General features: G+C 67.8%; 26 protein-coding genes and 1 tRNA gene. 8 read left to right on the forward strand and 19 right to left on the reverse strand.

Features of this window, described 5'->3' with window-relative positions; all coding sequences use genetic code 11:
- Nucleotides 1-76: 76 nt before the first annotated feature.
- From ACCQ05_RS09785 to ACCQ05_RS09800, 4 genes are all read right to left on the reverse strand, one after another.
- Nucleotides 77-153, reverse strand: a tRNA-Pro gene (locus tag ACCQ05_RS09785).
- A 61-nt stretch (nucleotides 154-214) separates the two neighbouring features.
- Entirely contained in the window at nucleotides 215-325 is a 111-nt protein-coding gene (cydX, locus tag ACCQ05_RS09790) for a cytochrome bd-I oxidase subunit CydX (protein WP_104540244.1), read from the reverse strand.
- Nucleotides 326-404: 79 nt separating this feature from the next.
- A complete protein-coding gene (gene cydB, locus ACCQ05_RS09795) occupies nucleotides 405-1,556 on the reverse strand; it encodes a cytochrome d ubiquinol oxidase subunit II (RefSeq protein WP_372393648.1) in 1,152 nt (383 codons plus the stop codon).
- Between the two features lie 16 nt (nucleotides 1,557-1,572).
- Nucleotides 1,573-3,171, reverse strand: coding sequence for a cytochrome ubiquinol oxidase subunit I (locus ACCQ05_RS09800; protein WP_372393649.1), 1,599 nt, complete (start codon nucleotides 3,169-3,171; stop codon nucleotides 1,573-1,575).
- 177 nt (nucleotides 3,172-3,348) lie between these two features.
- Here ACCQ05_RS09800 and cydD point away from each other — a divergent pair, with 177 nt between their 5' ends.
- Together cydD and cydC are read left to right on the forward strand one after the other, a co-directional pair.
- Nucleotides 3,349-5,061 carry a thiol reductant ABC exporter subunit CydD gene (cydD, locus tag ACCQ05_RS09805; RefSeq protein ID WP_372393650.1) on the forward strand — a complete coding sequence of 571 codons (1,713 nt, stop codon included), beginning with the start codon at nucleotides 3,349-3,351 and terminating at the stop codon, nucleotides 5,059-5,061.
- The gene (gene cydC, locus ACCQ05_RS09810; RefSeq protein WP_372393651.1) at nucleotides 5,058-6,734 is read left to right on the forward strand and encodes a thiol reductant ABC exporter subunit CydC; all 1,677 of its coding nucleotides are present in this window, start codon (nucleotides 5,058-5,060) and stop codon (nucleotides 6,732-6,734) included. The genes cydD and cydC overlap by 4 nt, the downstream gene beginning before the upstream one ends.
- A 168-nt stretch (nucleotides 6,735-6,902) precedes the next feature.
- Here the strand turns inward: cydC and ACCQ05_RS09815 are convergent, their stop codons facing one another.
- The 11 genes from ACCQ05_RS09815 to ccmA form a co-directional block, all read right to left on the reverse strand.
- A complete protein-coding gene (locus tag ACCQ05_RS09815; RefSeq protein ID WP_372394018.1) occupies nucleotides 6,903-7,136 on the reverse strand; it encodes a DUF1294 domain-containing protein in 234 nt (77 codons plus the stop codon).
- A gap of 167 nt (nucleotides 7,137-7,303) precedes the next feature.
- Nucleotides 7,304-8,506 carry a homoserine O-acetyltransferase MetX gene (metX, locus tag ACCQ05_RS09820; protein ID WP_372393652.1) on the reverse strand — a complete coding sequence of 401 codons (1,203 nt, stop codon included), beginning with the start codon at nucleotides 8,504-8,506 and terminating at the stop codon, nucleotides 7,304-7,306.
- 137 nt (nucleotides 8,507-8,643) lie between these two features.
- Nucleotides 8,644-9,657, reverse strand: a complete 1,014-nt coding sequence (locus ACCQ05_RS09825; protein WP_372393653.1) for a tetratricopeptide repeat protein — start codon at nucleotides 9,655-9,657, stop codon at nucleotides 8,644-8,646.
- Nucleotides 9,657-10,091 carry a cytochrome c-type biogenesis protein gene (locus tag ACCQ05_RS09830; RefSeq protein WP_372393655.1) on the reverse strand — a complete coding sequence of 145 codons (435 nt, stop codon included), beginning with the start codon at nucleotides 10,089-10,091 and terminating at the stop codon, nucleotides 9,657-9,659. The genes ACCQ05_RS09825 and ACCQ05_RS09830 overlap by 1 nt, the downstream gene beginning before the upstream one ends.
- Nucleotides 10,088-10,690 (reverse strand): DsbE family thiol:disulfide interchange protein, encoded by a 603-nt coding sequence (locus ACCQ05_RS09835; protein WP_228961527.1) that lies wholly within the window; start codon nucleotides 10,688-10,690, stop codon nucleotides 10,088-10,090. The genes ACCQ05_RS09830 and ACCQ05_RS09835 overlap by 4 nt, the downstream gene beginning before the upstream one ends.
- A complete protein-coding gene (locus ACCQ05_RS09840; protein WP_372393656.1) occupies nucleotides 10,683-12,620 on the reverse strand; it encodes a heme lyase CcmF/NrfE family subunit in 1,938 nt (645 codons plus the stop codon). Before ACCQ05_RS09840 ends, ACCQ05_RS09835 begins: the two co-directional genes overlap by 8 nt.
- A 270-nt stretch (nucleotides 12,621-12,890) precedes the next feature.
- Nucleotides 12,891-13,340: a cytochrome c maturation protein CcmE gene (ccmE, locus tag ACCQ05_RS09845; RefSeq protein ID WP_104540235.1), complete on the reverse strand. Its 450-nt coding sequence runs from the start codon at nucleotides 13,338-13,340 to the stop codon at nucleotides 12,891-12,893.
- Complete coding sequence (locus tag ACCQ05_RS09850) at nucleotides 13,337-13,507, reverse strand: heme exporter protein CcmD (protein WP_228961525.1); 171 nt, start codon at nucleotides 13,505-13,507, stop codon at nucleotides 13,337-13,339. Before ACCQ05_RS09850 ends, ccmE begins: the two co-directional genes overlap by 4 nt.
- A complete protein-coding gene (locus tag ACCQ05_RS09855; RefSeq protein ID WP_104540233.1) occupies nucleotides 13,504-14,256 on the reverse strand; it encodes a heme ABC transporter permease in 753 nt (250 codons plus the stop codon). The genes ACCQ05_RS09850 and ACCQ05_RS09855 overlap by 4 nt, the downstream gene beginning before the upstream one ends.
- 112 nt (nucleotides 14,257-14,368) lie before the next feature.
- Entirely contained in the window at nucleotides 14,369-15,061 is a 693-nt protein-coding gene (ccmB, locus tag ACCQ05_RS09860) for a heme exporter protein CcmB (RefSeq protein ID WP_228961524.1), read from the reverse strand.
- On the reverse strand, nucleotides 15,058-15,702 hold the full coding sequence (gene ccmA, locus ACCQ05_RS09865) for a heme ABC exporter ATP-binding protein CcmA (protein ID WP_104540231.1): 645 nt from the start codon (nucleotides 15,700-15,702) through the stop codon (nucleotides 15,058-15,060). Before ccmA ends, ccmB begins: the two co-directional genes overlap by 4 nt.
- Before the next feature lie 246 nt (nucleotides 15,703-15,948).
- Between ccmA and ACCQ05_RS09870 the strand changes: the two genes are divergently transcribed.
- Nucleotides 15,949-17,097 carry a pyridoxal phosphate-dependent aminotransferase gene (locus ACCQ05_RS09870; protein ID WP_228961523.1) on the forward strand — a complete coding sequence of 383 codons (1,149 nt, stop codon included), beginning with the start codon at nucleotides 15,949-15,951 and terminating at the stop codon, nucleotides 17,095-17,097.
- A 145-nt stretch (nucleotides 17,098-17,242) separates the two neighbouring features.
- Nucleotides 17,243-18,043, forward strand: coding sequence for an amidohydrolase (locus ACCQ05_RS09875; protein WP_372393658.1), 801 nt, complete (start codon nucleotides 17,243-17,245; stop codon nucleotides 18,041-18,043).
- Nucleotides 18,044-18,253: 210 nt separating this feature from the next.
- On the opposite strand, the gene ACCQ05_RS09880 is transcribed toward ACCQ05_RS09875, so the two are convergent.
- Complete coding sequence (locus ACCQ05_RS09880) at nucleotides 18,254-19,021, reverse strand: glutaminyl-peptide cyclotransferase (RefSeq protein ID WP_372393659.1); 768 nt, start codon at nucleotides 19,019-19,021, stop codon at nucleotides 18,254-18,256.
- A 165-nt stretch (nucleotides 19,022-19,186) separates the two neighbouring features.
- Between ACCQ05_RS09880 and ACCQ05_RS09885 the strand changes: the two genes are divergently transcribed.
- On the forward strand, nucleotides 19,187-19,624 hold the full coding sequence (locus tag ACCQ05_RS09885; RefSeq protein WP_228961521.1) for a hypothetical protein: 438 nt from the start codon (nucleotides 19,187-19,189) through the stop codon (nucleotides 19,622-19,624).
- Between the two features lie 216 nt (nucleotides 19,625-19,840).
- Here the strand turns inward: ACCQ05_RS09885 and ACCQ05_RS09890 are convergent, their stop codons facing one another.
- Genes ACCQ05_RS09890 through ACCQ05_RS09900 form a run of 3 tightly spaced genes read right to left on the reverse strand, consistent with a single transcriptional unit; the run spans nucleotide 19,841 to nucleotide 23,532 of the window.
- Nucleotides 19,841-21,475 (reverse strand): pseudouridine synthase, encoded by a 1,635-nt coding sequence (locus ACCQ05_RS09890; RefSeq protein WP_228961520.1) that lies wholly within the window; start codon nucleotides 21,473-21,475, stop codon nucleotides 19,841-19,843.
- The gene (gene scpB, locus ACCQ05_RS09895) at nucleotides 21,468-22,688 is read right to left on the reverse strand and encodes an SMC-Scp complex subunit ScpB (RefSeq protein ID WP_372393660.1); all 1,221 of its coding nucleotides are present in this window, start codon (nucleotides 22,686-22,688) and stop codon (nucleotides 21,468-21,470) included. The genes ACCQ05_RS09890 and scpB overlap by 8 nt, the downstream gene beginning before the upstream one ends.
- A complete protein-coding gene (locus ACCQ05_RS09900; RefSeq protein WP_372393661.1) occupies nucleotides 22,627-23,532 on the reverse strand; it encodes a segregation and condensation protein A in 906 nt (301 codons plus the stop codon). Before ACCQ05_RS09900 ends, scpB begins: the two co-directional genes overlap by 62 nt.
- Before the next feature lie 366 nt (nucleotides 23,533-23,898).
- On the opposite strand from ACCQ05_RS09900, the gene ACCQ05_RS09905 reads away from it, so the two are divergent.
- The 3 genes from ACCQ05_RS09905 to ACCQ05_RS09915 all read left to right on the forward strand — a co-directional run bounded on the left by ACCQ05_RS09905 (nucleotide 23,899) and on the right by ACCQ05_RS09915 (nucleotide 25,764).
- Nucleotides 23,899-24,198: a YciI family protein gene (locus tag ACCQ05_RS09905; RefSeq protein WP_228961518.1), complete on the forward strand. Its 300-nt coding sequence runs from the start codon at nucleotides 23,899-23,901 to the stop codon at nucleotides 24,196-24,198.
- The gene (locus ACCQ05_RS09910; RefSeq protein ID WP_228961517.1) at nucleotides 24,195-24,464 is read left to right on the forward strand and encodes a BolA family protein; all 270 of its coding nucleotides are present in this window, start codon (nucleotides 24,195-24,197) and stop codon (nucleotides 24,462-24,464) included. Before ACCQ05_RS09905 ends, ACCQ05_RS09910 begins: the two co-directional genes overlap by 4 nt.
- 328 nt (nucleotides 24,465-24,792) lie before the next feature.
- Complete coding sequence (locus tag ACCQ05_RS09915) at nucleotides 24,793-25,764, forward strand: IS110 family RNA-guided transposase (RefSeq protein ID WP_104544391.1); 972 nt, start codon at nucleotides 24,793-24,795, stop codon at nucleotides 25,762-25,764.
- Nucleotides 25,765-26,183 lie beyond the last annotated feature (419 nt).

The raw sequence follows: 26,183 nt of genomic DNA on the forward strand, positions 1-26,183 counted from the left end.
ATCCGCACCGTACACATCCGTGCAGCGGCGCCTGAAAACACAAAACCGGCACGAGGCCGGTTTTGTGTCTTGAAACTGGTCGGGGAGACAGGATTCGAACCTGCGACCTCTACGTCCCGAACGTAGCGCTCTACCAGACTGAGCTACACCCCGAAGGAGCCGCGTATGTTACACAGGGAATGCGGAATCGACAAGCATCTGCTGCAACTATTTTTCAAAGCGGCGGTTGGCTGCGCTCCGGCTCGCGTGCCTCGAACCACATGCCGTTGAGCACGGCGGCCAGTGCAGCCAGGCCGGTGCCGAGAATCCAGGCGAAATACCACATCGGTGTGCTCCTTGAAGTCGATGAAAGCGGAATGGCGGGCCGCCGCGGCAATGCACGCGCAGTGCCGCGGCGGCGCAACTCAGTACGCGTTGGGATTGGCAGACACTGCGTCGGCAGTGACCTTGCCGCGCAGCACGCGGTACACCCAGGCGGTATAGGCCAGGATGATCGGCATGAACACGCTGGTGGCCAGCAGCATGATCCATAGCGTGAGCCGGCTGCTGGAGGCATCCCACACCGTTAGGCTCGCGCTAGGCACGCTGGAGGAGGGCAGCAGGAACGGAAACAGCGCAAAGCCCACGGTGAACACGATGCCGACGATGGCGCTGCCGGAGGCGATGAACGCTAGGCCGCCGCGGCGTGCGCGCAGCAGCAGTGCGCTCATCGCCAGGCCGAGCAGGCCCAGCAGCGGCGCCAGCAACGTCGCCGACATGCTGCTGTAGTTGTGCAGCCAGCCACCGGCAGCGGTGAGTGCGGCGGTCTTGGCCAGCGGATTGGTCTGCGCATCGGTTGCCAGCACCGAGGTCACTGCATAACCGGGCAAGCCAAGCGCCACCCAGGCCCCTCCCGCGGCGAACAGCAGCGCCGCACACACTGCCGCGCTGCTGCCCAGGCGCGCGGCCCGTTCGGCCACCGGGCCATCGGTCTTGAGCACCAGCATCGCCGCGCCGTGGGCCAGCAACATCGCCACGCTGAGCAGGCCGGCCAGCAGTGCGAATGGCCTCAACAGCCCGAACAGATTGCCGGTGTAGAACGTGCGCATGCTGTCGTCGAAATGGAACGGCACCCCCAGCAGCACGTTGCCCACTGCCACGCCCATGATCAGCGCGGGAATAAAGCCGCCCACGAACAGGGCCCAGTCCCAGCTGTCGCGCCAGCGTCGATCGGCCAGCTTGCCGCGGAACTTGAAGCCCACCGGGCGCAGGATCAACGCGAACAGGATCACGAACATCGCCAGGTAGAAGCCGGAAAAACTCACCGCATACAACGGCGGGAATGCGGCGAAGATCGCGCCGCCGCCCAGGATCAGCCACACCTGGTTGCCTTCCCAGACCGGGCCGACGGTATTGATCACCAGCCGGCGCTGCGCATCGTCCCTGGCAACGAACGGCAGCAGTGCGCCAACGCCGAGGTCGAAGCCGCCCATCACCGCATAGCCGGACAGCAGCACGCCCAGCAGCACCCACCAGATCACACGCAAGGTGGCGTAGTCGAGTAAAACGAAATCCATGAGGTCTCTCCTGCGATTACGGGGCGCTGCCGGCGAGTGCGCCGGTACTCAGCGGTGCGGTGGGTGCGGATGCGTCGTGCGCCGTGTCGGGCGGGAACAACGCATCCGGCCCCTTGCCGATGGTCTTCAACGACAACTTGATCGCGATCACCAGCAGCGTGGTGTACAGCGCGGTGAAGCCCACCAGGGTCAGTACGATCTGGTACAGATCCAGCCCCGACGCTGCATAGAAGGTGGGCAGCACCCCTTCCACCGCCCATGGCTGGCGGCCGTATTCGGCCACGAACCAGCCGCATTCGATCGCGATCCACGGCAGCGGCAAGGTCCATAGCGCCAGCCTCAGGAACCAGCGTTTTTCCTGGAAGCTGTGCTTGCAGGCGAACCAGAATGCGACGGCGAAAAAGGCGATCAGGTAGATGCCGATGGCAGCCATGATGCGGAAGGTCCAGAACAGCGGCAGCACGCGCGGCACGGTGTCCATGGCCGCCTGCGCGATCTGCTCCGGCGTGGCGTTGCCGATGTCGTCGCGGTAACGCTTGAGCAGCAGGCCGTGGCCCAGGTCCTGCCAATGCGCATCGAACACCTTGCGCGCCTCGGCATCGTCCTTGTCGGCGCGAATGCGTTGCAGCGCGCCGTAGGCGATCTGCCCGCCGCGGATGCGGTGCTCGGCGCGTTCCACCAGTTCCAGGATGCCGGGAATCGGCGTATCCAGCGAGCGGGTGGCGATCAGGCCCATCAGGTAGGGGATCTTGACCGCGTAGTCGTTGCGATGGGTCTGCTGGTTGGGAATGCCGAAGGCGGTGAAATCTGCCGGTGCGGCTTCGGTTTCCCACATCGCCTCGATCGCCGCCAGCTTCATCTCCTGGTGTTCGTTGGCCGCGTAGCCGCTTTCATCGCCCAGCACCACCACCGACATCGACGACAGCAGGCCGAATGCCGCGGCCACCGCGAACGAGCGGCGCGCCATCTCGGTGTGCTTGCCGCGCAGCAGGTAGAACGCGCTGATCGACATCACGAACACCGCGCCCAGCACGTAGCCGGCGCTGACGGTATGTACGAACTTGGCCTGCGCCACCGGGTTGAACAGCACCGCGACAAAATCCACCACCTCCATGCGCATGGTGTCCGGGTTGAACACCGCACCGGTGGGGTGCTGCATCCAGCCGTTGGCGATCAGGATCCACAGCGCGGAGAAATTGCTGCCCAGCGCCACCAGCCAGGTGGTGATCAGGTGCTGCACCTTGCTCAGGCGGTTCCAGCCCAGGAAGAACAGGCCCAGGAACGTCGCTTCCAGGAAGAACGCCATCAGCCCTTCGATCGCCAGCGGCGCGCCGAAGATATCGCCCACGTAATGGCTGTAATACGACCAGTTCATGCCGAACTCGAACTCCATCACGATGCCGGTGCCGACACCCATGGCGAAGTTGATGCCGAACAGTACGCCCCAGAACATGGTCATGCGCCGCCAGATCGGCTTGCCGGTCATGACGTAGACGCTTTCCATGATGCCGAGCAGGAACGACAACCCCATGGTCAGCGGCGGGAAGATGAAGTGGTACATCGCGGTGACTGCGAACTGCAGCCGCGACAGTTCAACAACGGTCGAATCGATCATGGCGGGCGGGCCTGGCTGGGTGTCGATGAAGGAGGTGGGCGGATCATCTGCGCTTGCCGCGCCATGCGCGTTGATCCAGATCAATGCGGCCCGCACACGGTGCGTCACACTGTCTGTCCCGACCGGGGAAGGAGGCGACTTACAATCGCCCGCAGTGAGCAGTCTTCGGAACGCAATGTGAGTCAGCCCAGCGCACGCGCCAGCGAAACGCCCGACCAGCGCCGTCAGCGCGGCCAATGGCTGGACGCGCTGGCCGCATCGGCCACGCGACCGCGCCGCCTGGCCGGCATGGCGGTGGCGGTGTCGGGCGTCTTGCTGCTGGCACAGGCTGCCGCCATCGCCTGGTTGCTGCAGGCGGTGCTGGTCCAGCATCTGGCCCTGCTGCAGTTGCGCGAGGTGGGCGCCGGCCTGCTGCTGGCGGTACTCGGCCGCGCCCTGTTGACTGCCTGGGCGCAGTCGCTGACCGGCGAGGTGGCCGATATCGCCAAACGGGAGCTGCGTGCGCGCATTGCCCGCCGCCTGGTGCAGCACGGGCCGGTGTGGCTGCGCCGGCAACGCAGCGGCGAGCTGGGCGAACTGAGCCTGGCGCATACCGATGCGCTGGAAGGCTATTTCGTCGGTTATCAGCTGGCGCGCACCGAAATGCTGCTGGTGCCGCCGCTGATCCTGATCGCGGTGTTTTCGGTCGATTGGGTGGTGGGCCTGGTGCTGCTGCTGACCGCGCCGCTGATTCCGTTCTTCATGATGCTGGTGGGCTGGGGCGCCGAGGCGGCCGGCCGCGAGCAATTGCGCGAGCTGGCCCGCATGGGCGGGCATTTCGCCGACCGCCTCAAGGGCCTGGGCCTGCTGCGCGTGTATGGCCGCGGCCAGGCCGAACTGAGCGGCATTGCCGCCGCGGCCGAAGGCGTGCGCGAGCGCTCGCTGAAAGTGCTGCGCATCGCCTTCCTGTCGTCCACCGTGCTGGAGTTCTTCGCCTCGGTGAGCGTGGCGATCGTGGCCTTGTACTTCGGCCTGAGCTATCTGGGCATGCTCGACCTGCACGGTCTGCCCACGCTGGGCGCCGGCATGTTCTGCCTGTTGCTGGCGCCGGAATTCTTCGCGCCCTTGCGGCGGCTGGCCGCGCATTACCACGACCGTGCCAATGCGCTGGCCGCGGTGGCCGAGGCCGAGCGCTTGCTGGACGGATTTGCGGACAACGCCGCCATCGCCGTCGCACTGCCGCTGCCTGCTGCGGCCGAGGCGGCGCAGGCGCAGATGCCGTTGCTGCAGGCGCGCGAACTGGCGCTGCGTCCTCCCGGTGCGCCGCAGCTGGTGGTCGAGCGGTGTTCGCTGGTGCTGGAACCGGGGCAACGGGTGGCGGTGGTCGGCGCCAGCGGCAGCGGCAAGAGCACGCTGCTGGAAGGCCTGGCCGGCTGGCTCACCCCGCAGGCGGGCAGCGTGCTGCTGCGCCCCGGCGCGCGGGTGGGCTATGCCACGCAACGGCCGTATCTGTTCCACGGCAGCATCGCCGACAATCTGCGCCTGGCCGACCCGCAGGCCAGCGACGCGCGGCTGCATGCCGTGGCCGAGGCTGCGCAGGTGATGCGCTTTGCCGCGCACCTGCCGGAGGGCCTGCACACGGTGATCGGCGAGCGCGGGTTCGGGCTCTCCGGTGGCGAGGCGCGTCGCGTCGCGCTGGCGCGGCTGCTGCTGCGCGAGCCGGAGCTGTTGCTGCTGGACGAGCCCACCGCCTTCCTCGACCCGGACACCGAAGCGGAACTGCTGCGCACGCTGGGCGCGTTCGCGCGCGGCCGCGCGGTGGTGCTGGCCACCCATAGCGCGGCGGTGATGGCCTGGGCCGATACGGTGATCGACCTGCGTGGGGCGCGCGTCACGGTGGAGTCGCCATGAGCGCGGCACATCACGACCGTCTGCGCGCGGTGTTCGTTCGGCATGCCTGGCGCCTGGGGCTGTCGGCACTGCTTGTGCTGGTCACCTTGCTGGTGGGGGTGGGCCTGCTGACCTTGGCCGGCGGGTTCCTGACCGCCGCTGCCCTGGCGGGTGTGGTCGGCATGGGCGCCGGCTTCAATTTCTTCTCGCCTTCGGCCGGCATCCGCGCATTGACGTTCGCGCGCATCGTCTCGCGCTACGGCGAAAAACTGATCGGCCACGATGCCACCTTGCGCATCGCCCGCGATCTGCGCGTGTGGTTCTTCCGCCGCGCCTTGCCGCTGGCGCCGGGGCGCCTGTCGGCCACGCGGACCGGCGATCTGCTGGCGCGGCTGATGTCGGACATCGGCGAGGTCGACGGCGTAAGCGTGCGTGCGCTGGCGCCGCTGACCGCACTGCTGGGCATCTGGGTGGCCGGCGTAGTCGCCGCTGCGTTGATCAATCCCCCGGCAGCGCTCTTGCTGCTGGCATTGGGTGTGGCGATCGGCGGGCTGGTGCCGTGGCAGGTGGCACGCGGCGGCGCACAGCGCGAACGGCTGCGCGCGCAGCAGCGCACCCAGCTGCGCACGCAGGTATTCGAGGGCCTGGAAGGCGCGGCGGATCTGGCGGCGGTCGAAGGGCAGGACGCCTGGCTGCAGCAGGTGGATGCGGCCGCTGCGGCGCTGGCGGACGGCGATCGCCTGCAGCGCCGGCGCTTGATCGCCGGCAACCTGCTGCATGCGCTCTGCGGCGGCATCGGGCTGGCCGGCATGCTGTGGCTGGCATTGCGCGCCGCCGAGCAGGGCGCGATCACCGCCGAACTGGCCGCCGCGCTGGTGTTTCTCACCATGGCCCTGCTGGAAGTGTCGGCCGGCGCCGGGCTGGCCCTGCAGGCGTTACAGAGCGCACGCGTGGCCGCCTCGCGGCTGCAGGCCATCGTCGATCAGGCGCCCTCGGTCAGCGACCCGATGCAGCCCGTCGCGCTGCCGCGCATGGGCGCGTTGCAGTTGCAGCAGGTCTCCTTCGCCTGGCCCGGCAGCGTGCGTCCGGTGCTGCGCGGGCTCGACCTGTGCCTGGCAGCCGGCGAGCGCATCGCCATCAGCGGCGACAGCGGCTGCGGCAAGAGCACCTTGTCGGCGCTGCTGCTGCGATTGTGGGATCCGCAGGCCGGGCAGGTCGGCTACGCGGGCATCGACCTGCGGCAGTGCGCGCAGGCGCAGTGGCATCGGCGCATTGCCTGGTTGCCGCAGAACGCCCCGGTGTTTGCCGGCAGTGTGCGCGAGAACCTGCTGATCGGCGACGCCGCCGCCAGCGATGCTGCGTTGTGGGCGGTGCTCGACCAGGTGCGTCTAGGCGACTGGGCCCGTGCGCAGGACGGGCTGGAGACCTGGGTTGGCGAGAACGGCGCCACGCTGTCTGCCGGGCAGGCACGCCGCCTGGCGCTGGCGCGCGCCTTGCTGCGCGATGCGCCCATCCTGCTATTGGACGAACCCACCGACGGGCTGGATGTGGACACCGCCCACGCCTTGCTGCTGGATCTGGCCGCCGCACTCGGCGAGCGCAGCATGGTGATGATCACCCACGACAGCCTGCCGGCCGGCGTGGTGCACCGGCATTACCGCCTGCGCGATGGAGCGCTGGAGCCGCTGCAGTGAGCGGCCTCGCCATGGCTGGGTCCTGGAGCGGCGAACTGACCACAGCACGCAGTCGTCAGGTAGGCGTGGATGGCGCCGGAGTGTATGCGTGGTGCACGCCGCACCGCGCCTGCATCGCGGCTGCGCAGGCATCTTGTCAGCCCCTCATAAGCGCAGGCATGGCGCGCTTCAGCGCGTCAGATACACCGCCCAGGCCAGCGCCGCGGCGTTTGCGAGCGCGCTGACCCAGAACGCGATCTGGAACGAGGTCTTGACGGTCTTGTGCCGGAACAGCGATTGCGCCAGCAACGCGCCGGGCCAGCCGCCGAGCAAGGCGATGGCATGCAGGGTGGCTTCCGGGGTGCGGCGCTGGCCGCGCGTGGCTGCAGTCTTGTCCAGCCGATAGGCGATCAGCGCGGCGATGCTCGTTACCGCGTACTAGAGCGCGATCGCAGCCGGCAGCCGCCCTGCGAGCACCAGACCAAGCATGCCGACCACGAACAGGCCGGCCAGCAGCTGGCGCGGCAGTACGCTGCTGGCGATCTGCGAGGGGCGTGATCTGGCTCTGGATGTGGTTCTGGACCTGGCAATCAGCAGGCGTCCAAGAAGTCGCGCACCGCCGGGCCGAATCGCGCGAAGTCCACCAGGAAGGCATCGTGGCCCTGCGGCGAATCCAGGCCGATGAAGCGGGCATCGGCGCCGCCGGCGCGCAGGCCATCGGCGATCTGTTCCTGTTGCTGTACCGGGAACAGGATGTCGGTGTTGGCGCCGATCGACAGCGCGCGCGCGATGCGAATGCGCGACAGGCCGGCAAGCACCTTGCCATCGCTGGAGTCCTGGCTTGCCGACGCGTTGCCAACAGGCGCGCTGGCGCTGCGGGCCGCAGCCAAGGATGTCTGTGTGCCCGTTGCCGGCTCGGCGTAGTCGGCCAGGTCGAACCAGTCCATCGAGCGGCTCAGGTACAGATAGCAGTTGGGATCGAAGAAGCGCACGAAGCGGCGCGCGTGGCCTTCCAGATAGCTTTCCACCTGGAATTCCAGCCCGAACGGATCGTCGTCGGCCTGTTCGGAATCCAGCCGCACGCGGCCGAAGCGGCCATCCCATTCCAGCGCCGAGCGATAGGTGATCACGCCGAGCTTGCGTGCCATGCGCATGCCCGATTCCGGGTAGCTGGTGTCGTCGTAATGGCCGCCGTTCCAGTTGGGGTCCAGCCGGATGGCTTCGCGCTGCAGCGAGCGGATGGCGATGGAAAACGGCAAGGCCTGCGCGCTGCCGGAGATGTTGATATGGCTGCGCGCGATGCCGGGATGGCGCAGCAACAGCGCCAGCGCGGTCATGCCGCCCATCGAGTTGCCGATCAGGCAGGCCAGTTGTTCGATGCCCAGCGCGCGCACCACATCGGCGGCGGCATCGGCCACGTCTTCGATCGACAGGTCCGGAAAGCGCAGCCGATAGCGCTCGCCGGTGGCCGGATCGATTGACGCCGGCCCGGTCGAACCCTTGCAGCTGCCCAGCGAATTGACGCAGACCACGAACCAGCGCGTGGTGTCGATCGGCTTGCCCGGCCCCAGCATCGCCTCCCACCAGCCCGGTTCGGGGTTGGCCGGGTTGGCAGCGGCATGCGCATTGGGCGACAGCCCGGTCACGATCAACAGCGCATTGCTGCGATCGGCCGCCAGCGTGCCCCAGGTTTCATAGGCGATGCGCGCCCGATGCAGGGCGCCGCCGCGCTTCATCGGAAACGGCGAGGGCAGGGCGTGGAATCGCGTGCCGGTGGGGATGAATTCGGTCATGGGATCGGGAATCGAGAATCGAGATTCGGGATTTGGTAGTAGAGAGTAGCTGCTGGCCGTGCTGTCGTGGCCAGGGCGAAGGCAGGCTGCGGAACCGTGAATGCCGTGGCGGCTGCTGTACGCGCAATCGCTTGTGGTCAGCGTCCGATCACCAGCTCCACAGGGGCGTTGGGCGGCAGTTGCACGGTGACCGGCGTGCTTTCTACATCGTCGGCCTGGCGCATGGCGTTGCCGCTGCGCGACAGCCGCGCAAGCACCTGCACGTTGTCCAATGACGATAGGGCGCGGGTGGGCATCGGGCTGTCGCCGTCGTCCAGGGTGATGGTCAGCGGCAGTTCGCTGAGGGCGTGTTTTTCCACCGCCACCGGCATCGGGGTGTCGGCCGCGCGGGCGATCACGAACACGCTGGTATCGCCGGGCAGCGCGGTGCGTTTGGCGAATTCCGCATCCAGCGCGATGCGCACGCTGATGCGTTTGCCGGCCGCCGCATCGGCGCCGCTCGTGGCCGCTGCCGGCAACGCTGCCAGCCCGGCTTCCTGGCGGGCGGCGTTGATCTGTTCGAGCAGGCCGGGGCGGGTGCTGGCGTCGACCACCTGCAGCAATGGTTCCCAGGTCGCGCTGGCCTGGGCTGGCTGGCCGGCCTGGCGCTGCACCACGCCCAGGAACCAGCGTGCGCGCTGGTGGTCCGGCTGCACGCTGAGCGCATGCTCGAGCAGGCGCAGCGCCTGCGGATCCGGGCGGCCGCTGTCGTCGGCGAGCATGCGCGCCTGCGCGGCTGCCACCAGCACGTCGGGTTCATCCGGCCGTAGCGCCACCGCGCGCGCGAACGCATCGCGTGCCTCGGCGAATTTCTGCTGGCTGGAGAGCGAACGTCCCAGCAACACCCAGCCTTCGGCCTGGTCGGGATTGCGCGCCAGGGCTGCGCGCAGCTGCACGATGGCCTCGTCCAGCGTGCGTGGTGTCTCGGGGCGGTTGGCGGCCAGTTCGATCGCGCCCGGCGTGCCCACCAGCCAGTACAAGGCCGCGCTGGCACCCATTAGCAGCGCCGCCATGCTGGCGGCCAGCCCGCGCGCCTGCCGCCACAGCGGCCGTAGCACCACTCCAAAGGCCAGCAGTGCAATGGCCACCACCGCAATCACGAAACCGACCATCACCACTCCTGCTCGTCGGGCGGCAGCGCGGGCGCGGCGGCGCTGCGGCGGCGTACCAGCATGACCACCGCCGTGCCGCCCAGCAGTAGGACCAGCAACGGGCCAAACCACAGCAACCAGGTGCGCGATTCCACCTGCGGTCGGTACAGCACGAATTGCCCGTAGCGCGCGACCAGGAACTCACGGATCTGCGCATCGCTGCGGCCCTGTTGCATCAGCGCCAGCACTTCGCGGCGCAGATCCTGCGCAATCTGCGCGTTGGAATCGGCCAGCGACTGGTTCTGGCATTGCACGCAGCGCAGCTCTGCGGTCAGCGCGTGGAAGCGCGCCTCCTCGGCGGCGGAACGGTAGTGCAGCGGCGCATGGTCGCCCACCGGCTGTGCCACGGCCAGCCAGGGCAACAGCAGCAGCGTCAGCAGCCAGGTGCGGCTCATGGCTTGGCGTGCAGATCCGGGGCGGCGCTGGGCGAGCGTTCGATCCGGCTCAATGCCGGAATCAGCTGGGTGTCGATGATGGACTGGGTGAGCATGCCGCTGTATTTCCAGCGCACCACGCCGCGCCCGTCGACCAGGAAGGTTTCCGGCGCCGCCGCAATGCCGAAGTCGATGGCGGTGCGCCCGTCGGTGTCGGCCACCACCAGCAGGTACGGGTTGCCCAATTGCTCGAGCCAGCGCAGGGCGTCGGCGCGCTCGTCCTTCCAGTTGTAGCCGATCACGCGCACCCGCTTGGTCAGCGCGAACTTGCTCAGCACCGGGTGTTCTTCGCGGCAGGCCGGGCACCAGCTGCCCCAGACATTGATGATGTAGGGCGCGCCGCGCAGCTCGCGCGCGTGCACCACGATGCTGGGGTCGTGCAGCAACGGCAGCGCGAACTCCGGCGCCGGCTTGCCGATCAGCGCCGAGGGCAGGGCATCGCGATCGTCCTGGCCCGAGCGCACCACCGCATAGACCAATAGTGCCGCCAGGGCGAGCAACAGCACGATGGCGCCCACGAGAACCGCAGTGGGCAGGCGGGGCGAACGCGACTCAGACATCTTGGATCTCCGCAGGACGACGAAAACGCCGGTCGGCCGCGGTGACCAGGCCGCCGAGCGCCATCAGCAGCGCTCCCAGCCAGATCCAGCGCACGAACGGCTTGAGGTGGACGCGCACCGCCCAGGCCTGGTTGCCCAGCGGTTCGCCAAGGGCGACATACAGGTCGCCGAACGGGCCAGGGCGGATCGCCGCCTCGGTCAGGGTCTGCCCGCCGCTGGCATAGCGGCGTTTTTCCGCATGCAGCCTGCCAACCGGCACATCGTCCTTGAACACCTGCAGGTTGGCGCGATCGGACAGGTAGTTCGGCCCGCGCACTTCTTCCAGGTCGTCGAAGTGCAGGGCATAACGCCCGATCGCTATCTGCTGGCCGGGTGCCAATGCGATCTCGCGCTGCAGGCTCAGCGATTCCACCAGCAGCGCGCCGGCCAGGAAGACCGCCACTCCCAGGTGCGCCAGCGCCATGCCCAGCATTTCGGCGGTGAAGCGCCGGCCCTTGGCGGCACGCCGCGTCCACAGGAAGCGCAGTGTGCCCAACAGCACCCACGCCGCGCCGGTGACGCCGATGGCTGCCTTGAGCTGCCCCTGCGGTGCCATGAACCAGGCCAGCACGCCTGCGGCCAGCGCCAGGCCGGCCCAGGGCGCCAGCAGCGCCAGCGGTCGCGAGGCCTGTTCGCGCTGCCAGCGCGTAAGCGGGCCAAACGGCAGCAATGCCACCAGCGGCGCCATCAACACCAGAAACAAAGTGCCGAAGTAGGGTGGGCCCACCGACAGCTTGCCCAGCCCCAGCGCATCGGCCAGCAGCGGGTACAGCGTGCCCAACAGCACCATCGCGCAGGCGCAGGTCAGCAGCAGGTTGTTGAGCAATAGCAGCGTCTCGCGCGAGCTGCCGGCGAACGCGCGGCGCGGGTCGTCGTCGGGGTTCATGCGTGGTGCGCGAAGCGCGTACAGCAGCAGCGATCCGCCCACTACCGCCAGCAGGAACACCAGGATGAAGAGGCCACGCGACGGATCGGCGGCGAACGAATGCACGCTGGTCAGCACGCCCGAGCGCACCAGGAAGGTGCCCAGCAGCGACAACGCGAAGGCGGCGATCGCCAGCAACAGCGTCCAGCTAGCGAAGCTGCCGCGCTTTTCGGTCACCGCCTGCGAATGCAGCAGCGCGGTACCGACCAGCCACGGCATGAAGCTGGCGTTTTCCACCGGATCCCAGAACCACCAGCCGCCCCAGCCCAGCTCGTAGTACGCCCACCAACTGCCCAGCGCGATGCCGACGGTGAGCATGGCCCAGGCCACGTTGGTCCACGGCCGGGTCCAGCGCAGCCAGCGCGCGTCCATGCGTCCTTCCAGCAGCGCGGCGATGGCGAAGGCGAACGGCACCGCAAAGCCGACATAGCCGCAGTACAACATCGGCGGGTGGATGATCAGGCCCGGGTCCTGCAGCAGGGGATTGAGGTCGGCGCCTTCGGGCGGCACCGGTAGCAGGCGCGCGAACGGATTGGAGGTGAACAACAGGAAGGCCAGGAAGCCCACGCTGATCAGCGCCATCACCCCGAGCACGCGCGCCACCACCTGCGCCGGCAATTGCCGCGACCACAGCGCCACCGCACCGGTCCACAGCGCCAGCACCAGCGTCCACAGCAACAGCGAGCCTTCGTGCGCGCCCCAGACCGCCGAGTAGCGGTAGATCACCGGCAACAGGCTATTGGAGTTTTCGGCCACATAGCGCACCGAAAAGTCCTGCACCAAAAACGCATGCGTCAGCAGTGCGAAGGCCGCAGCGATCAGGCCAAGCTGCACCAGCGCCGCCGGCCGCGCCACCGCCATCCAGCTGGCATGCCCGCGTTGTGCGCCGGCCAGCGGCAAGGCGGCCTGCACCAGCGCGACCAGCAAGGCCAGGACCAGCAGGAAGGTGCCGAGCTCAGGAAGCATGGGGGAGCCGGGACCGGGGACCGGGGATCGGGGACCCGGGGAAAGCAGGGTTTCTGACGCGGCTGAGATGCCTGCGGGGAGCAACCGTTGCGCGGTTTCTGAAGGCAGCGTGGTGTTCGTGAGCGCCGGGGCCGGGGACCGGGGGGCGGGGGACATTCAGGTCTGTGGCTTCGCCGAGACGCGCGCGACAAGCTACTGCTGGCAGGCCTGCGCTCGCGATAACGCGCCTTTCCCGGGTCCCCGGTCCCGGGTCCCCAGTCCCGAGGCGCCTCACTGCGGCCCCTCCACCCGATGCTTGCGATGCGCATCGCCCATCTTGTCGGCCACTTCCTTGGGCATATAGGTTTCATCGTGCTTGGCCAGCACGTCTTCGGCCACGAATACGCCCTGCTGCATGCGGCCTGTCGCCACCACCGCCTGACCCTCGCGGAACAGGTCGGGCAGGATGCGGTCGTAGCGCACCGGCAGCTGCGCATCGCCATCGGTGACGCGGAACTGCGCTTCCAGCGAGCCGGAGGCGCGTTTGAACGAGCCTTTTTCCACCATGCCGCCGAGCCGGAAGCGCGCATGTTCGCCGGCATCGCCGCGCAGCACTTCCGAGGGCGTGTACAGATACGCCACGTTGCGCTGCAGGGCCATTGCCACCAGCGTGGTCGCCAGTCCGCCGGCCAGCACCAGCGCGAGCACCAGCCACAGGCGGCGGCGCCGTTGCGGGTTCATCGGCGCAACTCCGCATCGCTGGGCAGGGTGCGCTTGCGCTCGCGCAGGCGGCGCGCCTGGGCGGTCTTCAATGCGCGACGCACCTGCCAACGGCCGGCGATCAGGTCCCACAGCAGCACCAGCACGAACACGGCGTAGGCGGCGATGACATACGGCAGATAGCTCATGCGGCAGTGTCCTGCGGCTCACGCACGATCCAGGCCTTGCCAGCCTCGCGGCGCAGGTTGTCGGCGCGCGCGCGGGTGAGCAGCGACCCGGCAAACCAGAATTTGGTGCCGATCACCATCAGCCACAACGGCAGCAACATGCTGGCATCGATGGTCGATGGGCCGAACAGGCGGATGCTCTGGCCCTGGTGCAGCGAATTCCACCAGACCACCGAATAGCGGATCACCGGCAACAGCACCACCCCCACGATCGCCAGCAAGCCGGCCGCGCGTGCCGCCTGACGGCGGTCGTCGATGGCGTGGTACAGGCCGATCACGCCCAGATACAGGAACAGCAGGATCAATTCGGTGGTCAGGCGCGGGTCCCAGTCCCACCAGGCGCCCCACATCGGCTTGCCCCAGATGCTGCCGGTGAGCAGGGTGATTACGGTGAACGCCGCGCCGATCGGTGCGCACGCCATCGCCAGGATCTCGCATACCTTGATGCGCCAGATCAGCGCAATGGCCGCGTACAGCGCCATCAGGCCGAACACGAACAGGCTCATCCACGCGCTGGGCACGTGGATATACAGAATGCGGAAGCTGTCGCCCTGCTGGTAGTCGGCCGGCACCGCGAACAGGGCCTGCCAGATCCCCGCGCCCAGCAACAGCGCAGCCAGCGCGTAGCACCAGGGGGCCCAGCGCGCGGTGAAACGGTCGAAGATCGGGGGCGAGGCGAGTTGGTGGAACCAGCGGACGACGACGTTCATGCGATGGCGATGGCTCTTGGCATGGCGATGGCTCTGTGCATGGGGGCGGCTTCCGGTACGACACCAGCGGACACCCTACGGTGTCCCATCGATGACGCATCTGCAACGTCGATCAGCTGAGCGAGATCCGGATCGCCGCCGCCGCCGCCAGCGGTGCCAGCACGATGCCGATCACCAACCCTGCGCCCAGCAACAACAACGCACCCACCGCATCCTGCCCTTGTCCACTGGCCGCCACGCTGCCGGCACCGAACACCAGCACCGGCACGTACAGCGGCAACGCCAGCAAAGCCACGAGAATACCAGAGCGCTTCATGGTGACCGTCAGCGCCGCGACCACTGCGCCGAGCAGGCTCAGAAGCGGTGTGCCCAGCGCCAACGATGCCAGCAGCACCGGCAATTGGTCATGCGGCAGGTGCAGCAATTCGCCCAGCAATGGCGTCACCGCAATCAACGGCAGCGCGCTGGTAGCCCAATGCAACAGCACGCGTACCGCGATCAACCAGGCCAGCGGCACCGGCGCCAGCAACCATTGCTCCATCGAGCCATCTTCCACGTCGCTGCGGAACAATGCATCCAACGACAGCAGGCCGGCCAGCAGGACCGATAGCCACAGCACCGCCGGTGCGGCCTGTGCCAGCAAGTCGGGGCGCCCGCCCAGGCCCAGCGCGAACAGCACCACGATCAGCAGCGCGAACAGCGCCGGCTGCAGTGCGTCACTGCGACGGCGCCACAGCAATTGCAGATCGCGACGGACCAGCGCGCGGGCCGCTTGCAGCAAGGAAGGCTGCGGCGACGGTGTCATGCCGCAGCCTCCAGGGTGAGCATGCGGGTGCGTACCGGCGGTGCCGCGTAGGCGCCGTGGGTGGTGACCAGTGCCGCGCCACCGCCGCGCAGGTGCGCGGAAATCATCCGGTTGACCAGGGTGATGCCGTCCAGGTCCAGGTTGGCGTAGGGCTCGTCCAGCAGCCACAGCGGAGCGGGCGAAAGCCACAGCCGGGCAAGCCCCAGCCGCTTGCGCTGGCCGGCAGAGAGCTGCCGCACCAGCGCATCCTCGTAACCGGCCAGGCCCACGATGGCCAGCGCGCTGCCGGGCATCTGCTTGGCGCGGCGGCCATGCAGGCCGCACAGGAAGTGCAGGTTCTCCAGCGTGCTGAGGTCGGCCTTCAGGCCGGGCAGGTGGCCCAGGTAGGCCATGAAGCGGCTGCGGTCGCCACGCTGTGCGGTCTTGCCGTCGATCTGGATCTGCCCGCGCTCCACCTGCAGCAATCCGGCCAGCACCCGCAGCAACGTGGTCTTGCCGGCGCCGTTGTCGCCTTGCACCAGCAGGGCTTCGCCGGCATCCACATGGAAATCCAGCGGGCCGAACACCGGCTCTTCGTTGCGGCTGAAGGCCAGCGCGCGCGCCGCCAGCAGCGGGGGCGCAGTGTGCAGCGGTTCGATCATCGGCGCAGCGGGCTCCCGTCGCAGGACGGCATGGGGTGGGCGAACAGGTGCCGGGCCATCGCCAACAGGCAACCGGCGCGACACCCTGTGAAGCAGGGCGCGCATTGTAGCGACGATGGCGCGCTGCCGGGGGCGCGTTCGGTGGGGCGATGTGTCCGGGAACGCTGTTTTGCATCGCTCGGGCGCAACCGCCTGGCGGCTTTGCGTACACTCGCGGTCCCCCCGTTTGTTGCCCGGACAGGCCCGATGCCCCTCACCACCAAGCTGCCCAAGGTGGGCACCACCATCTTCACCGTCATGTCGCAGCTGGCGGCCGAGCACGGCGCGGTCAACCTGGGCCAGGGCTTTCCCGATTTCGCGGTGCCGCAGCGGCTGGTCGACGAACTGACCAGGGCCATGGCCGCCGGCCACAACCAGTACCCGCCGATGACCGGCGTGGCCGCGCTGCGCCAGGCCATCGCCGGCAAGGCGCAGCGTTGCTACGGCGCGCAGGTCGACGCCGATACCGAGATCACCGTCACCAGCGGCGCCACCGAGGCCATCTTCAACGCCATCCACGCGGTGGTGCGCGCGGGCGAAGAGGTGATCGTGCTGGACCCGGCCTATGACTGCTACGAGCCGGCGATCGAACTGGCCGGCGCGCGCGCGGTGCATGTGGCGCTGCACCCGCAGACCTTCGCCGTGGACTGGGACGCGCTGCGCGCGGCGATCACGCCCAAGATCCGCCTGCTGATGATCAACTCGCCGCATAACCCGTCCGGCGCGATGCTCTCGGCCGACGACCTGCAGACGCTGACCGAACTGCTGCGCGGCACCGAGATCTTCCTGCTGTCCGACGAGGTGTACGAGCACATCGTGTTCGACGGCCGCCGCCACGAGTCGGTGCTGCGCTGGCCGGAACTGCGCGAGCGCGCCTTCGTGATCTCCAGCTTCGGCAAGACCTACCACTGCACCGGCTGGAAGATCGGCTATGCGATCGCCCCGCCGGCGCTCACCGCCGAATTCCGCAAGGTGCACCAGTACAACACCTTCACCAGCTTCGGCCCGGCCCAGCACGCCTTCGCCGCGATGATCCGCGATGAGCCCGAGCACGACGAGCAACTGGGTGCGTTCTACCAGGCCAAGCGCGACCGCTTCCGCGAACAGTTGCTGACCACGCGGTTGAAGCCGCTGCCGGTGCCCGGCGGCTATTTCCAGCTGGTGGATTACTCGGCGATCAGCGATCTGCCCGATACCGAATTCGTGAAGTGGCTGACGATCGAGAAGGGCGTGGCCGCGATTCCGTTGTCGCCGTTCTACGAGAATGCCCCGGCTGGTCAGCGTCTGGCGCGGCTGTGCTTCGCCAAGAACGATGCGACACTGGATGCGGCGATCGAGCGTTTGCGCAGGCTCTGAACAGCTGGGATTCGGGAGTCGGGATTGGGGATTGGCAACGGCGGTTGGTCGTTTGTTGACGGGTTCGCACAATGCCGATGACAGGAAGCCACCCGAAACCCGCCGTTCGAATCCCCAATCCCCACTCCCGAATCCCGAGCCTTCAATGCACGACCTGCGCATCTCCCTGATCCAAGGCGACACCCGCTGGCACGATCCGGCCGGCAATCGCGACTACTACGCTGGATTGCTGGAGCCGCTGGCCGGGCAGAGCGATCTGGTGATCCTGCCGGAGACCTTCACCAGCGGGTTCTCCAACGACGCCATCGACAAGGCCGAAGGCATGGACGGGCCGACCGTGGACTGGGTGCGCACGCAGGCGGCGCGGTTGGGTGCGGCGGTCACCGGTAGCGTGCAGTTGCGCACCGAGCACGGTGTGTTCAACCGACTGTTGTGGGCCACGCCTGACGGTGCGTTGCAGTACTACGACAAGCGCCACCTGTTCCGCTTCGGCAACGAACACCTTCGCTACGCGGCCGGACGCGAGCGTCTTTGCGTGGAATGGAAGGGCTGGCGGATCAATCCGCAGGTCTGCTACGACCTGCGCTTCCCAGTGTTCTGCCGCAACCGCTTCGATGTGGAGCGCCCGGGCCAGCTGGATTTCGACCTGCAGCTGTTCGTCGCCAACTGGCCTTCGGCACGTGCCTACGCCTGGAAGACGCTGCTGCGCGCACGCGCGATCGAGAACCTGTGCTTCGTGGCGGCGGTCAACCGCATCGGCGTGGACGGCAATCAGCTGCACTACGCCGGCGACAGCGCGGTGATCGATTTCCTCGGCCAGCCGCAGGTGGAAATCCGCGAACGCGAACAGGTGGTCACCACCACCATCAGCGCCGCCGCCCTGGCCGACCACCGCGCCCGGTTCCCGGCGATGCTGGATGCCGATAGGTTTGAGATCGGGGAATAGGGATTCGCGATTCGGGATTGGTGCAAGCCACTGCAGCCCAGGCCGCAGCGCTCCCGCTGTTACCAATCTCCAATCCCGAATCTCAAATCTCAAATCCCGGCTGCTGGTCGCGATCAGGGCTTCGCGATTCGGGATTGGTGCAAGCCACTGCCGCTCGGCTATCAGCGCGCCCGCTGTTACCAATCCCCAATCCCGAATCCCCAATCCCAGCTACTCACCCACCTTGATCTCATAGATCTTCGGCCAGCGCTTGCCGGTGACGAACAGGCGGTCGTGTTCGGCGTCGTAGGCGATGCCGTTGAGTACGTCGTTGGTCGGGTCGGTCAGGGTGTCCGCATCCGGCACCAGCTCCTTGAGGTCGATCCAGGCGACGACCTTGCCGCTGGCGGGGTCGATGCGCGCGATGCGGGTGGTCAGCCAGACATTGGCCAACAGCTGGCCCTTGACCCATTCCAGCTCGTTGAGATTGTCCAGTGGCCGGCCGCGTGCGGTGACGGCGATGCTGCCGGTCTGCTTCAGGCTCTGCGGATCGAGCTTGCGGATGCGCGCGCTGCCGTCGCTCATGTAGAGGGTGTGCGCATCGCTGGTCAGCGCCCAGCCCTCGCCGGGATAGCTGAACTGTCCGCGTGGCGTCAGCGTGGCCAGGTCGTAGATGAAGCCGCGCTGGTTGCGCCAGGTCAGCTGGATCAGCCGGTCGTCCCAGGCCACGATGCCTTCGCCGTAGTAGGGAAGCGGTGTCTGCGCCTGCTGTAACACCCGGCCGGTATCCAACTCGACCTTGCGCACTCGCGACTGGCCCAGCTCGCCGGTGCTTTCGTAGAGATACCCATCGCGATAGAACAGGCCTTCGGTGAAGGCGGTGGTGTCGTGCGGATAACTGCGCACCACGGTATAGGCCTGGGTGGGAATGGCCTCGGCGCAATGCGCAAACGGCGACACCAGGGCGGCGGCAAACAGCAGGAGGGCAGGGCGTGACATGCCGGCATGATCCCATGCCGGGGGTGCGATTTGCAGCGGTGCCGACACCGCACGCGGCCAGCTAATGCTGGGCTGAACAGCCGTCGCGTAGGTCGGTGGGCGTTGTCGCGGCTGCCACATCGGCGCTGCTAGTCTCGCGCCACTTCCACCACCGGCACCGCACACATGATCAAGTCCCTGTCTCTTCTCGCGCTGCTCGGCGCGGCAACGCTGGCTCCGCAGGCGCAGGCCGCCGGCAATATCGACTGCCAGCTCTCGTTCAACCTGTCCGGGTGGTCGGTGTTCTACAAGACCGCCAGCGGCACCGGCACCATCAAGTGCGACAACGGTGCGGTAATTCCGGTCAAGATCTCCAGCAAGGGCGGCGGTCTGACCGTGGGCAAGTCCAAGATCACCGGTGGCCGTGGCACGTTCTCCGGCGCCTACAGCCTGGACGATCTGTTCGGCACCTACGCGGCGGCCGAAGCGCACGCAGGCGTGGTGAAGTCCAGCACCGCACAGGTGGTCACCAAGGGCGACATCTCGCTGGCGCTGGCCGGCACCGGCGAGGGTGTGGACCTGGGCGTCAACGTCGGCAACTTCGTGATCGAGCGCCGCAAGTAAAGCACGCCATCAGGAACGCGCGTCTGCGGGCGCGCGTGCTGCGATGAGGCGGTACCTGCCGCTTGCCCGATGCCATGATCGTCGAGTAACAAGTGCAGGCAGGCTTGCTGCAGTCCTGGCTCGTGGCACTCGATCTGCTGTCAGGCCGCCGGCAGGCGCTTATGAAAACGGCCCTTTGCAGGGCCGTTTTTTTATTGCAGGTGTCCGCCGCAGGCCTTAGCGACCGCGATTGCCGCCACCGGGCGGGCGACGGTTGCCGCCGCCCGGCGGACGGCCGCCCGGGCCACGCGGGGCGCCGCCGGGACCACCGGGGCCACGCGCGCCGCCACCCGGACCACCCGGACCACGATTGGCCGAGGCCGGGCCGCGGTTGCCGCCCGGACCCGGACGACCGCCGCTGGGGCGACCGGCGGGACGTGCTGCCCCATACGGATTGAAGCCCGGAGTGGCGTGGTCGGACGGGAAGATCGGCGCATTGCCCGGATGGCCGTAGGGATGCTTGCGCTGCCCCTGGCCTTGGCCCTGCGACTGGCCCTGACCACCGGCACCGCCGCGGCCCTGTCCGCCGGCACCCGGACGTGCACCGCCCGGGCCCTTCTTGGCATACGGGCGCGTCTGGCCGGTGCCGTTGCCACCGGGGCCGGCATTGCGATGACCGCTCGGGCCGGTGCTCACGCCATCGGGCACGTACCAGCTGCGGAACGCGGCCGGGTTGCCGTCCGGCAACGAGCGGTCGCCCTTGGCCGGGCCACGCTGCTTGAACGGGCGCTGCTGCGATTGCTTGGCCGCGGCTTCGCCACTGACGGTCAGGCCGCCCTTGAAACCACCGGGCTTGCCGCGACCGCGGCCGCCGCGGTCTTCGCGGAAATTGTCGAAGCGGCGCAGTTCGCGCCCTTCATCAGCACCGGAGGTCTGCCCATTGACGTAGGCATTGCTGCGGCCGCCATCGCGCGCGACATGCACGGTGGACTTGGCGGCGCGGCGCTGGCCGATCACCGGCTGCAGGGTCAGCGCCGAGGGCGCGCCTTCTTCCAGCTTGAGTTCGGCGCGCAGCGCGTCGACCTTGTCCTGCGCCACTTCCACCGACTGCCCGCGCAGCAGTTCGCGCGGCAGCGAGATCTTGCCGTAGCGGCTGCGCTTGAGGCGGCTGACCTGGCAGCCCTGCGATTCCCACAGGCGGCGCACTTCGCGGTTGCGGCCTTCCTTGACCACCACGCGGAACCAGTCGTGCGAATCGGTGCCGCCGATGCGTTCGATCTCGTCGAACTTGGCGCCGCCGTCTTCCAGCAACACGCCGCGCGACAGGCGCTCGATGATGGCGTCGGAGACTTTTTCCTCGCCTTCCGGGGCGCGCACGCGCACCACGTACTCGCGCTCGACCTCGTAGGAGGGATGCATCATCGCGTTGGCCAGCTCGCCATCGGTGGTGAGCAGCAGCAGGCCGGTGGTGTTGATGTCCAGGCGGCCGATGGCGATCCAGCGCGAGCCCTTCAGTGCCGGCAACGACTCGAACACGGTCGGGCGGCCTTCGGGATCTTCGCGCGTGGTCACTTCGCCTTCGGGCTTGTTGTAGATCAGCACGCGCGAAGGTTCGGTCAGCGCGCTGGCCACGAAGCTGCGGCCGTCCAGTTCGATCTTGTCGCCGCTGCGCACCGACATGCCGGTCTGCGCGACGGCGCCATTGACCTTGATCAGGCCGTCGGCGATGCGCTGCTCCAGCGCGCGGCGCGAACCCAGGCCGGCCTGGGCCAGTACCTTGTGCAGGCGCTCTTCCAGCTTGGGCGCTTCGGGCGCGCTGTCGCGCTTGAGGGAAAGCTTGTTCAACGACAGCTTGCGGGGGGTGTCACTCATGTGTCTGGCTCCGGCCGACGCGTTGCGGGTCGGCCTCTGGGTCGGAATCGGCTTCGTCAACAGCCACGGTCGTCGTCGCGACGGCGTTGTCTTCGTCTTCGTTCGCTGCATCCGCGCGCGTGCCCGGCGCGGTGTCGGGGTCGCCCTCGCGGGCGGCATCGGGGTGTTGCGTGTTCGGGTCCTGCGCCGAGGCGGGCTCGGGGTGCTGCGGTGTGCCGGGGTGCGGCTCGTCGGCATCGCGGTGGTCGCGGCTGCCGGCGTCGTGCCGGTGCGGGTCTTGCTCGCGGTCCAGCGTGCCATCTGCTGCGCTGCCGGGCTGCGCTGCAGCGCCTTCGATGGCGTCGTCGGCCTCGCTGCCGTTATCGGCAGGGGCGGCGTTCTCTTCATCGGCCGGTGCGGCGGCGTTGTCGGTGGACTCAGCCGGGGTGGCGCCGGCATCTGCCGTCGAGGAAGCCCCGCCCATCGCGGCATCTGCATCCGTATCGCCGCCGGCTGCGTCATCGGCCGCATCGGCATCCGCTTCGTCCTGGTCGGCCTGCAGCGATGCCGATGCCGGCACTGCGCCGTCCAGCTGGCCATCGCGGTCCAGCGGCAGCTGCGGCTCCAGCTCGGCGATGTCCTTCAGCTCGGACAAGGGCGGCAGCTCGTCCAGCCGCTTGAGCCCGAAGTAATCCAGAAAGCCCTTGGTGGTGCCGAACAGCGCCGGCTTGCCGGGCACGTCGCGGTGGCCGACCACGCGGATCCATTCGCGTTCTTCCAGCGCCTGGATGATGTTGCTGCTGACCGCCACGCCGCGCACCTGCTCGATCTCGCCGCGGGTGATCGGCTGGCGATAGGCGATCAGCGCCAGGGTTTCCAGCGTGGCACGGGTGTACTTGGTGCGGCGCTCGGTCCACAGCCGTGCCACCCAGCCATGTACATCGGCCTTGACCTGGAAGCGGAAGCCGGAGGCCACCTCGACCAGTTCCACGCCGCGCTCGGCGCAGCCTTCGCGTAGCAGCTCCAGCGCGCGCTCGACGCTGCCGGGCGGTGCCGGCTCTTCTTCGGGAAACAGGCCCTGCAGCTGCGCCAGCGTCAGCGGCTGGCTGCTCGCCAACAGGGCGGCTTCGATGATGCGGGTGATCAGCGCTTGATCCATTCGGCGATCGGCTTCAGGTAGGTTCGTTGGCAGCATCGCTGTCATCGAATTCGCTGGAGAATTGCAGCGGCGCATTGGTATTTCCCAACGCCAGCGACTTCACGTAGATCGGCGCCAGCGGCGCTTCCTGCACGATGTCCAGCAACTGCTCCTTGGCCAATTCGAGCAGCGCCAGGAAGGTGACCAGCACGCCGAGCTTGCCTTCCTCGGCGGTGAACAGCGATTCGAAACGGTAGAACTTGCCGTCGTCCAGGCGGCCGAGCACATCGCCCATACGCTGGCGCACGCTCAGCGCCTCGCGCTTGATCGCGTGGCCGCTGAACAGCTCGGCGCGTTTGAGCACGTCGTACAGCGCCATCAGCATTTCTTTCAGTTCCACCGGCGGCGGCAGCTTGACTGCGGCGCGCTCGGGCAGATGCGCCTGCACCGGCGCGCTGTCGCGGCCCATGCGCGGCAGGCTGTCCAGATCCTCGGCGGCCTGCTTGAAGCGCTCGTATTCCTGCAGGCGGCGTACCAGCTCGGCGCGCGGGTCTTCTTCTTCGCCATCCTGGCTGGGCGGGCGCGGCAACAGCATGCGCGATTTGATCTCGGCCAGGATCGCAGCCATCACCAGGTATTCGGCCGCCAGTTCGAAGCGCAGCTCCTGCATCACGTTGATGTAGTCCACGTACTGCCGGGTGATCTCGGCGACGGGGATGTCCAGGATGTCCAGGTTCTGCCGGCGGATCAGGTACAGCAGCAGGTCCAGCGGACCTTCGAAGGCATCCAGGATGACTTCCAGCGCATCCGGCGGGATATACAGATCCTGCGGGATCTGCAGCACCGGTTGCCCATGCACCACCGCCAGCGGCATTTCCTGCTGCTGTGGCGGCGCGCTCGTGGCTGGCGGAGTCGCGACGTGCGCGAGTTCGGAATTCATCAGGTCGACATCGGGTCTTACGGTCGCCGGCCGCGGTCTTGAGCCGCGCCTGCAGGGCTTTGCCTTGAGTTATTGCGATCAATGTCGTGCCTGCGCCGGCACGATCCCACATATCTACATTCGCCAATCCACATGCAAGCAGGCGCCGCGTGGCATGCGGCGACGGAACAGCGAGGAGGTCGTCTACGCGGGCCGGCGGTGGGCAGCGAATCGGTCGTCGGGAAGAGCGTTGAGCCTGTGCCGACGGGCCGCTGCGTCCGGTTGCGTGTGCAGTGGTGCCAAGGGTAATGCGTGCGCGGGGGCGGTGTCCAGCGCCGGGCCGGCTAGAATCCCGCGGTGATCTCCAAGTCCTGGATGAGGTGGCGTGTGTGGTACGTAATCGAAGGCTATGACCGGGCCGATGCGCTGGCCGCGCGGCAACAGGCGCGACCGGCGCATCTGGCGCGTCTGCAGGCGCTGGCCGCGGCCGGCAGGCTGCTGGTGGCGGGGCCATGCCCGGCCATCGATGCAGAGGATCCGGGTCCGGCCGGCTTCAGCGGCAGTGTGGTGATTGCCGAATTCGATGCGCTGGAGCAGGCGCGTGCCTGGGCCGATGCCGATCCCTATGTGGAAGCGGGCGTATATGCGCGCACCGAGGTCCGGCCGTTCCGGCGGGTGCTGCCATGAGCCGGGTCGAGCGGATCCGCGTGGCCCTGCAGGCGGCGCTGGCGCCCACCGAACTGGAGGTGGTGGACGACAGCCACCGGCATGCCGGCCACGCCGGCGCGCGCGATGGGCGCGGGCATTTCAATGTGCGGGTGGTCAGTGCCGTGTTTGCCGGCAAGCCGCCGCTGGCGCGCCATCGGGCGGTCTACGCCGCCGTCGGCGAGATGATGCAGACCGATATCCATGCCTTGTCGATCGAGGCCTTCGCGCCGGGTGAAACCGGCTAGCCGGAGCGAACAGGCCGCGTCGTGTAGGAGCGCACCCGGGCGCGACGGGAGCGTTACCGATAAAGCCCCGTCGCGCCCGGGTGCGCTCCTTGTATCTGGACATGGCCGCATAACAGCGTTATGTCTTCCGACTGATCATCGGAGCAGATGCAAGAAGCCCATGCGCTCCTTAAGCCTCGAGCTTGTATCGTAGATCGGCTCTGCATCTGCAACTGCTGGCCCTCGGTGTCCGGACGGTATCAAGAGTCCGCCACAGGCGTGAACTCGCATCACAAGGCAGGACCTGGACCAGCGCTGATCGTCGTCCATCTGATTTCAGGAGGTTTCCATGTCCCCCATCGTGGGCATCGACGTCGCCAAACACAGCGTGGATCTGGCCATCGAGCTGGCCAATGGCAAGCACCGCACCAAGGCCAAGCTCGCCAACGATCCCAAGGGATTTGCTGCCCTGCACGCGTGGCTGCGCACCCACGCGCAGCCGGATAGCTGGGTGGTGATGGAGGCCACCGGCAGCTATCACGAAGCGCTTGCCGAGTTCCTGCACGAGTGCGGCTATCGGGTGTGCGTGCTTAATCCGGCGCAGGTGGCACTGTATGCGCGCAGCCAGTTGCGGCGGGTCAAGACCGACCGCAGCGATGCGAAGCTGATCGCCAGTTACGGGCTGCGCCATCGCGACCAGCTGCGCGCCTGGCAGCCCGATCCACCGGCCCTGAAGACGCTCAAGGCGCTGGTGCGTCGCCGCGATGACCTGCTGGAGATGCTGCTGATGGAGCGCAACCGGCTGGAGGTTGCCCCCGCAGACGTGCAACCCTCGATCCAGGGGCTGATCGCGCATCTACAAGCTCGGATCAACGAGATCCAGCAGGCCATCGACGATCACATCGACCAAGACCCGGACCTGCGTCAGCAGCGTCATCTGCTGACCAGTATCAACGGGATCGGCGACATCAGCGCTGCGCTGCTGTTGGCCGAGCTGGGCCCGGTAAGCCGCTTCGCCGACGCGGGCGCGGTGACGGCCTTCGCCGGCCTGAACCCGCGCCTGCACGAATCAGGCAGGTATCAGGGCAAGGTCTGCATCTCCCGCACCGGCTCGGCGCGGCTGCGCGCCGGACTGTACATGCCAGCCCTGGTCGCCATACGTCATAACCCGGTGATCACCGCGCTCAAACAGCGTCTGCATGCACGCGGCAAACACGGCAAGCAGATCGTCTGCGCCGCCATGCGCAAGCTGCTGCATCTGGTCTATGGCGTCCTCAAATCGGGCACCGCATTTGACCCACAGAAAGCCCTTGCCAGGTGAGGGGCAAGACGGTATCTACGGGCGGGGGGCAGCGAACGGGTGGACAACCCAGCCATGACGCCTAGCAGCACCTCCATTACGTAGCCGGAGCGCCCCTGAGCGCGGCTGCCTTGCCGGCGCTGGCCCATCACGCATTCTGCCTGCGGACTCCTTGCGAGGCAGGGAATGCTGGAGCTTCAGCCGTCAGTCGCGGCGCTGGCGCGTGGGTGTCACGAGCTCCACCCGCGCGCTGTCGGCAGCCCGACGCGCTCAGCCGAGGGGGCATGCCCATCGCCCGTCACGCCGAACAGAACGACCCAACCGTGATCCACGTTGTGCTTCGTCTGTGGACACATGGGTGCTTATTTGTTGCGACGCAGCACGTTACTTCACGTATTCATCACTTGCAGATGCTTGATCTGTAAGCGTTTTCACAGGCG

The organism is Xanthomonas sp. NCPPB 3582, from assembly GCF_041475735.2.
Classification (GTDB): domain Bacteria; phylum Pseudomonadota; class Gammaproteobacteria; order Xanthomonadales; family Xanthomonadaceae; genus Xanthomonas; species Xanthomonas codiaei.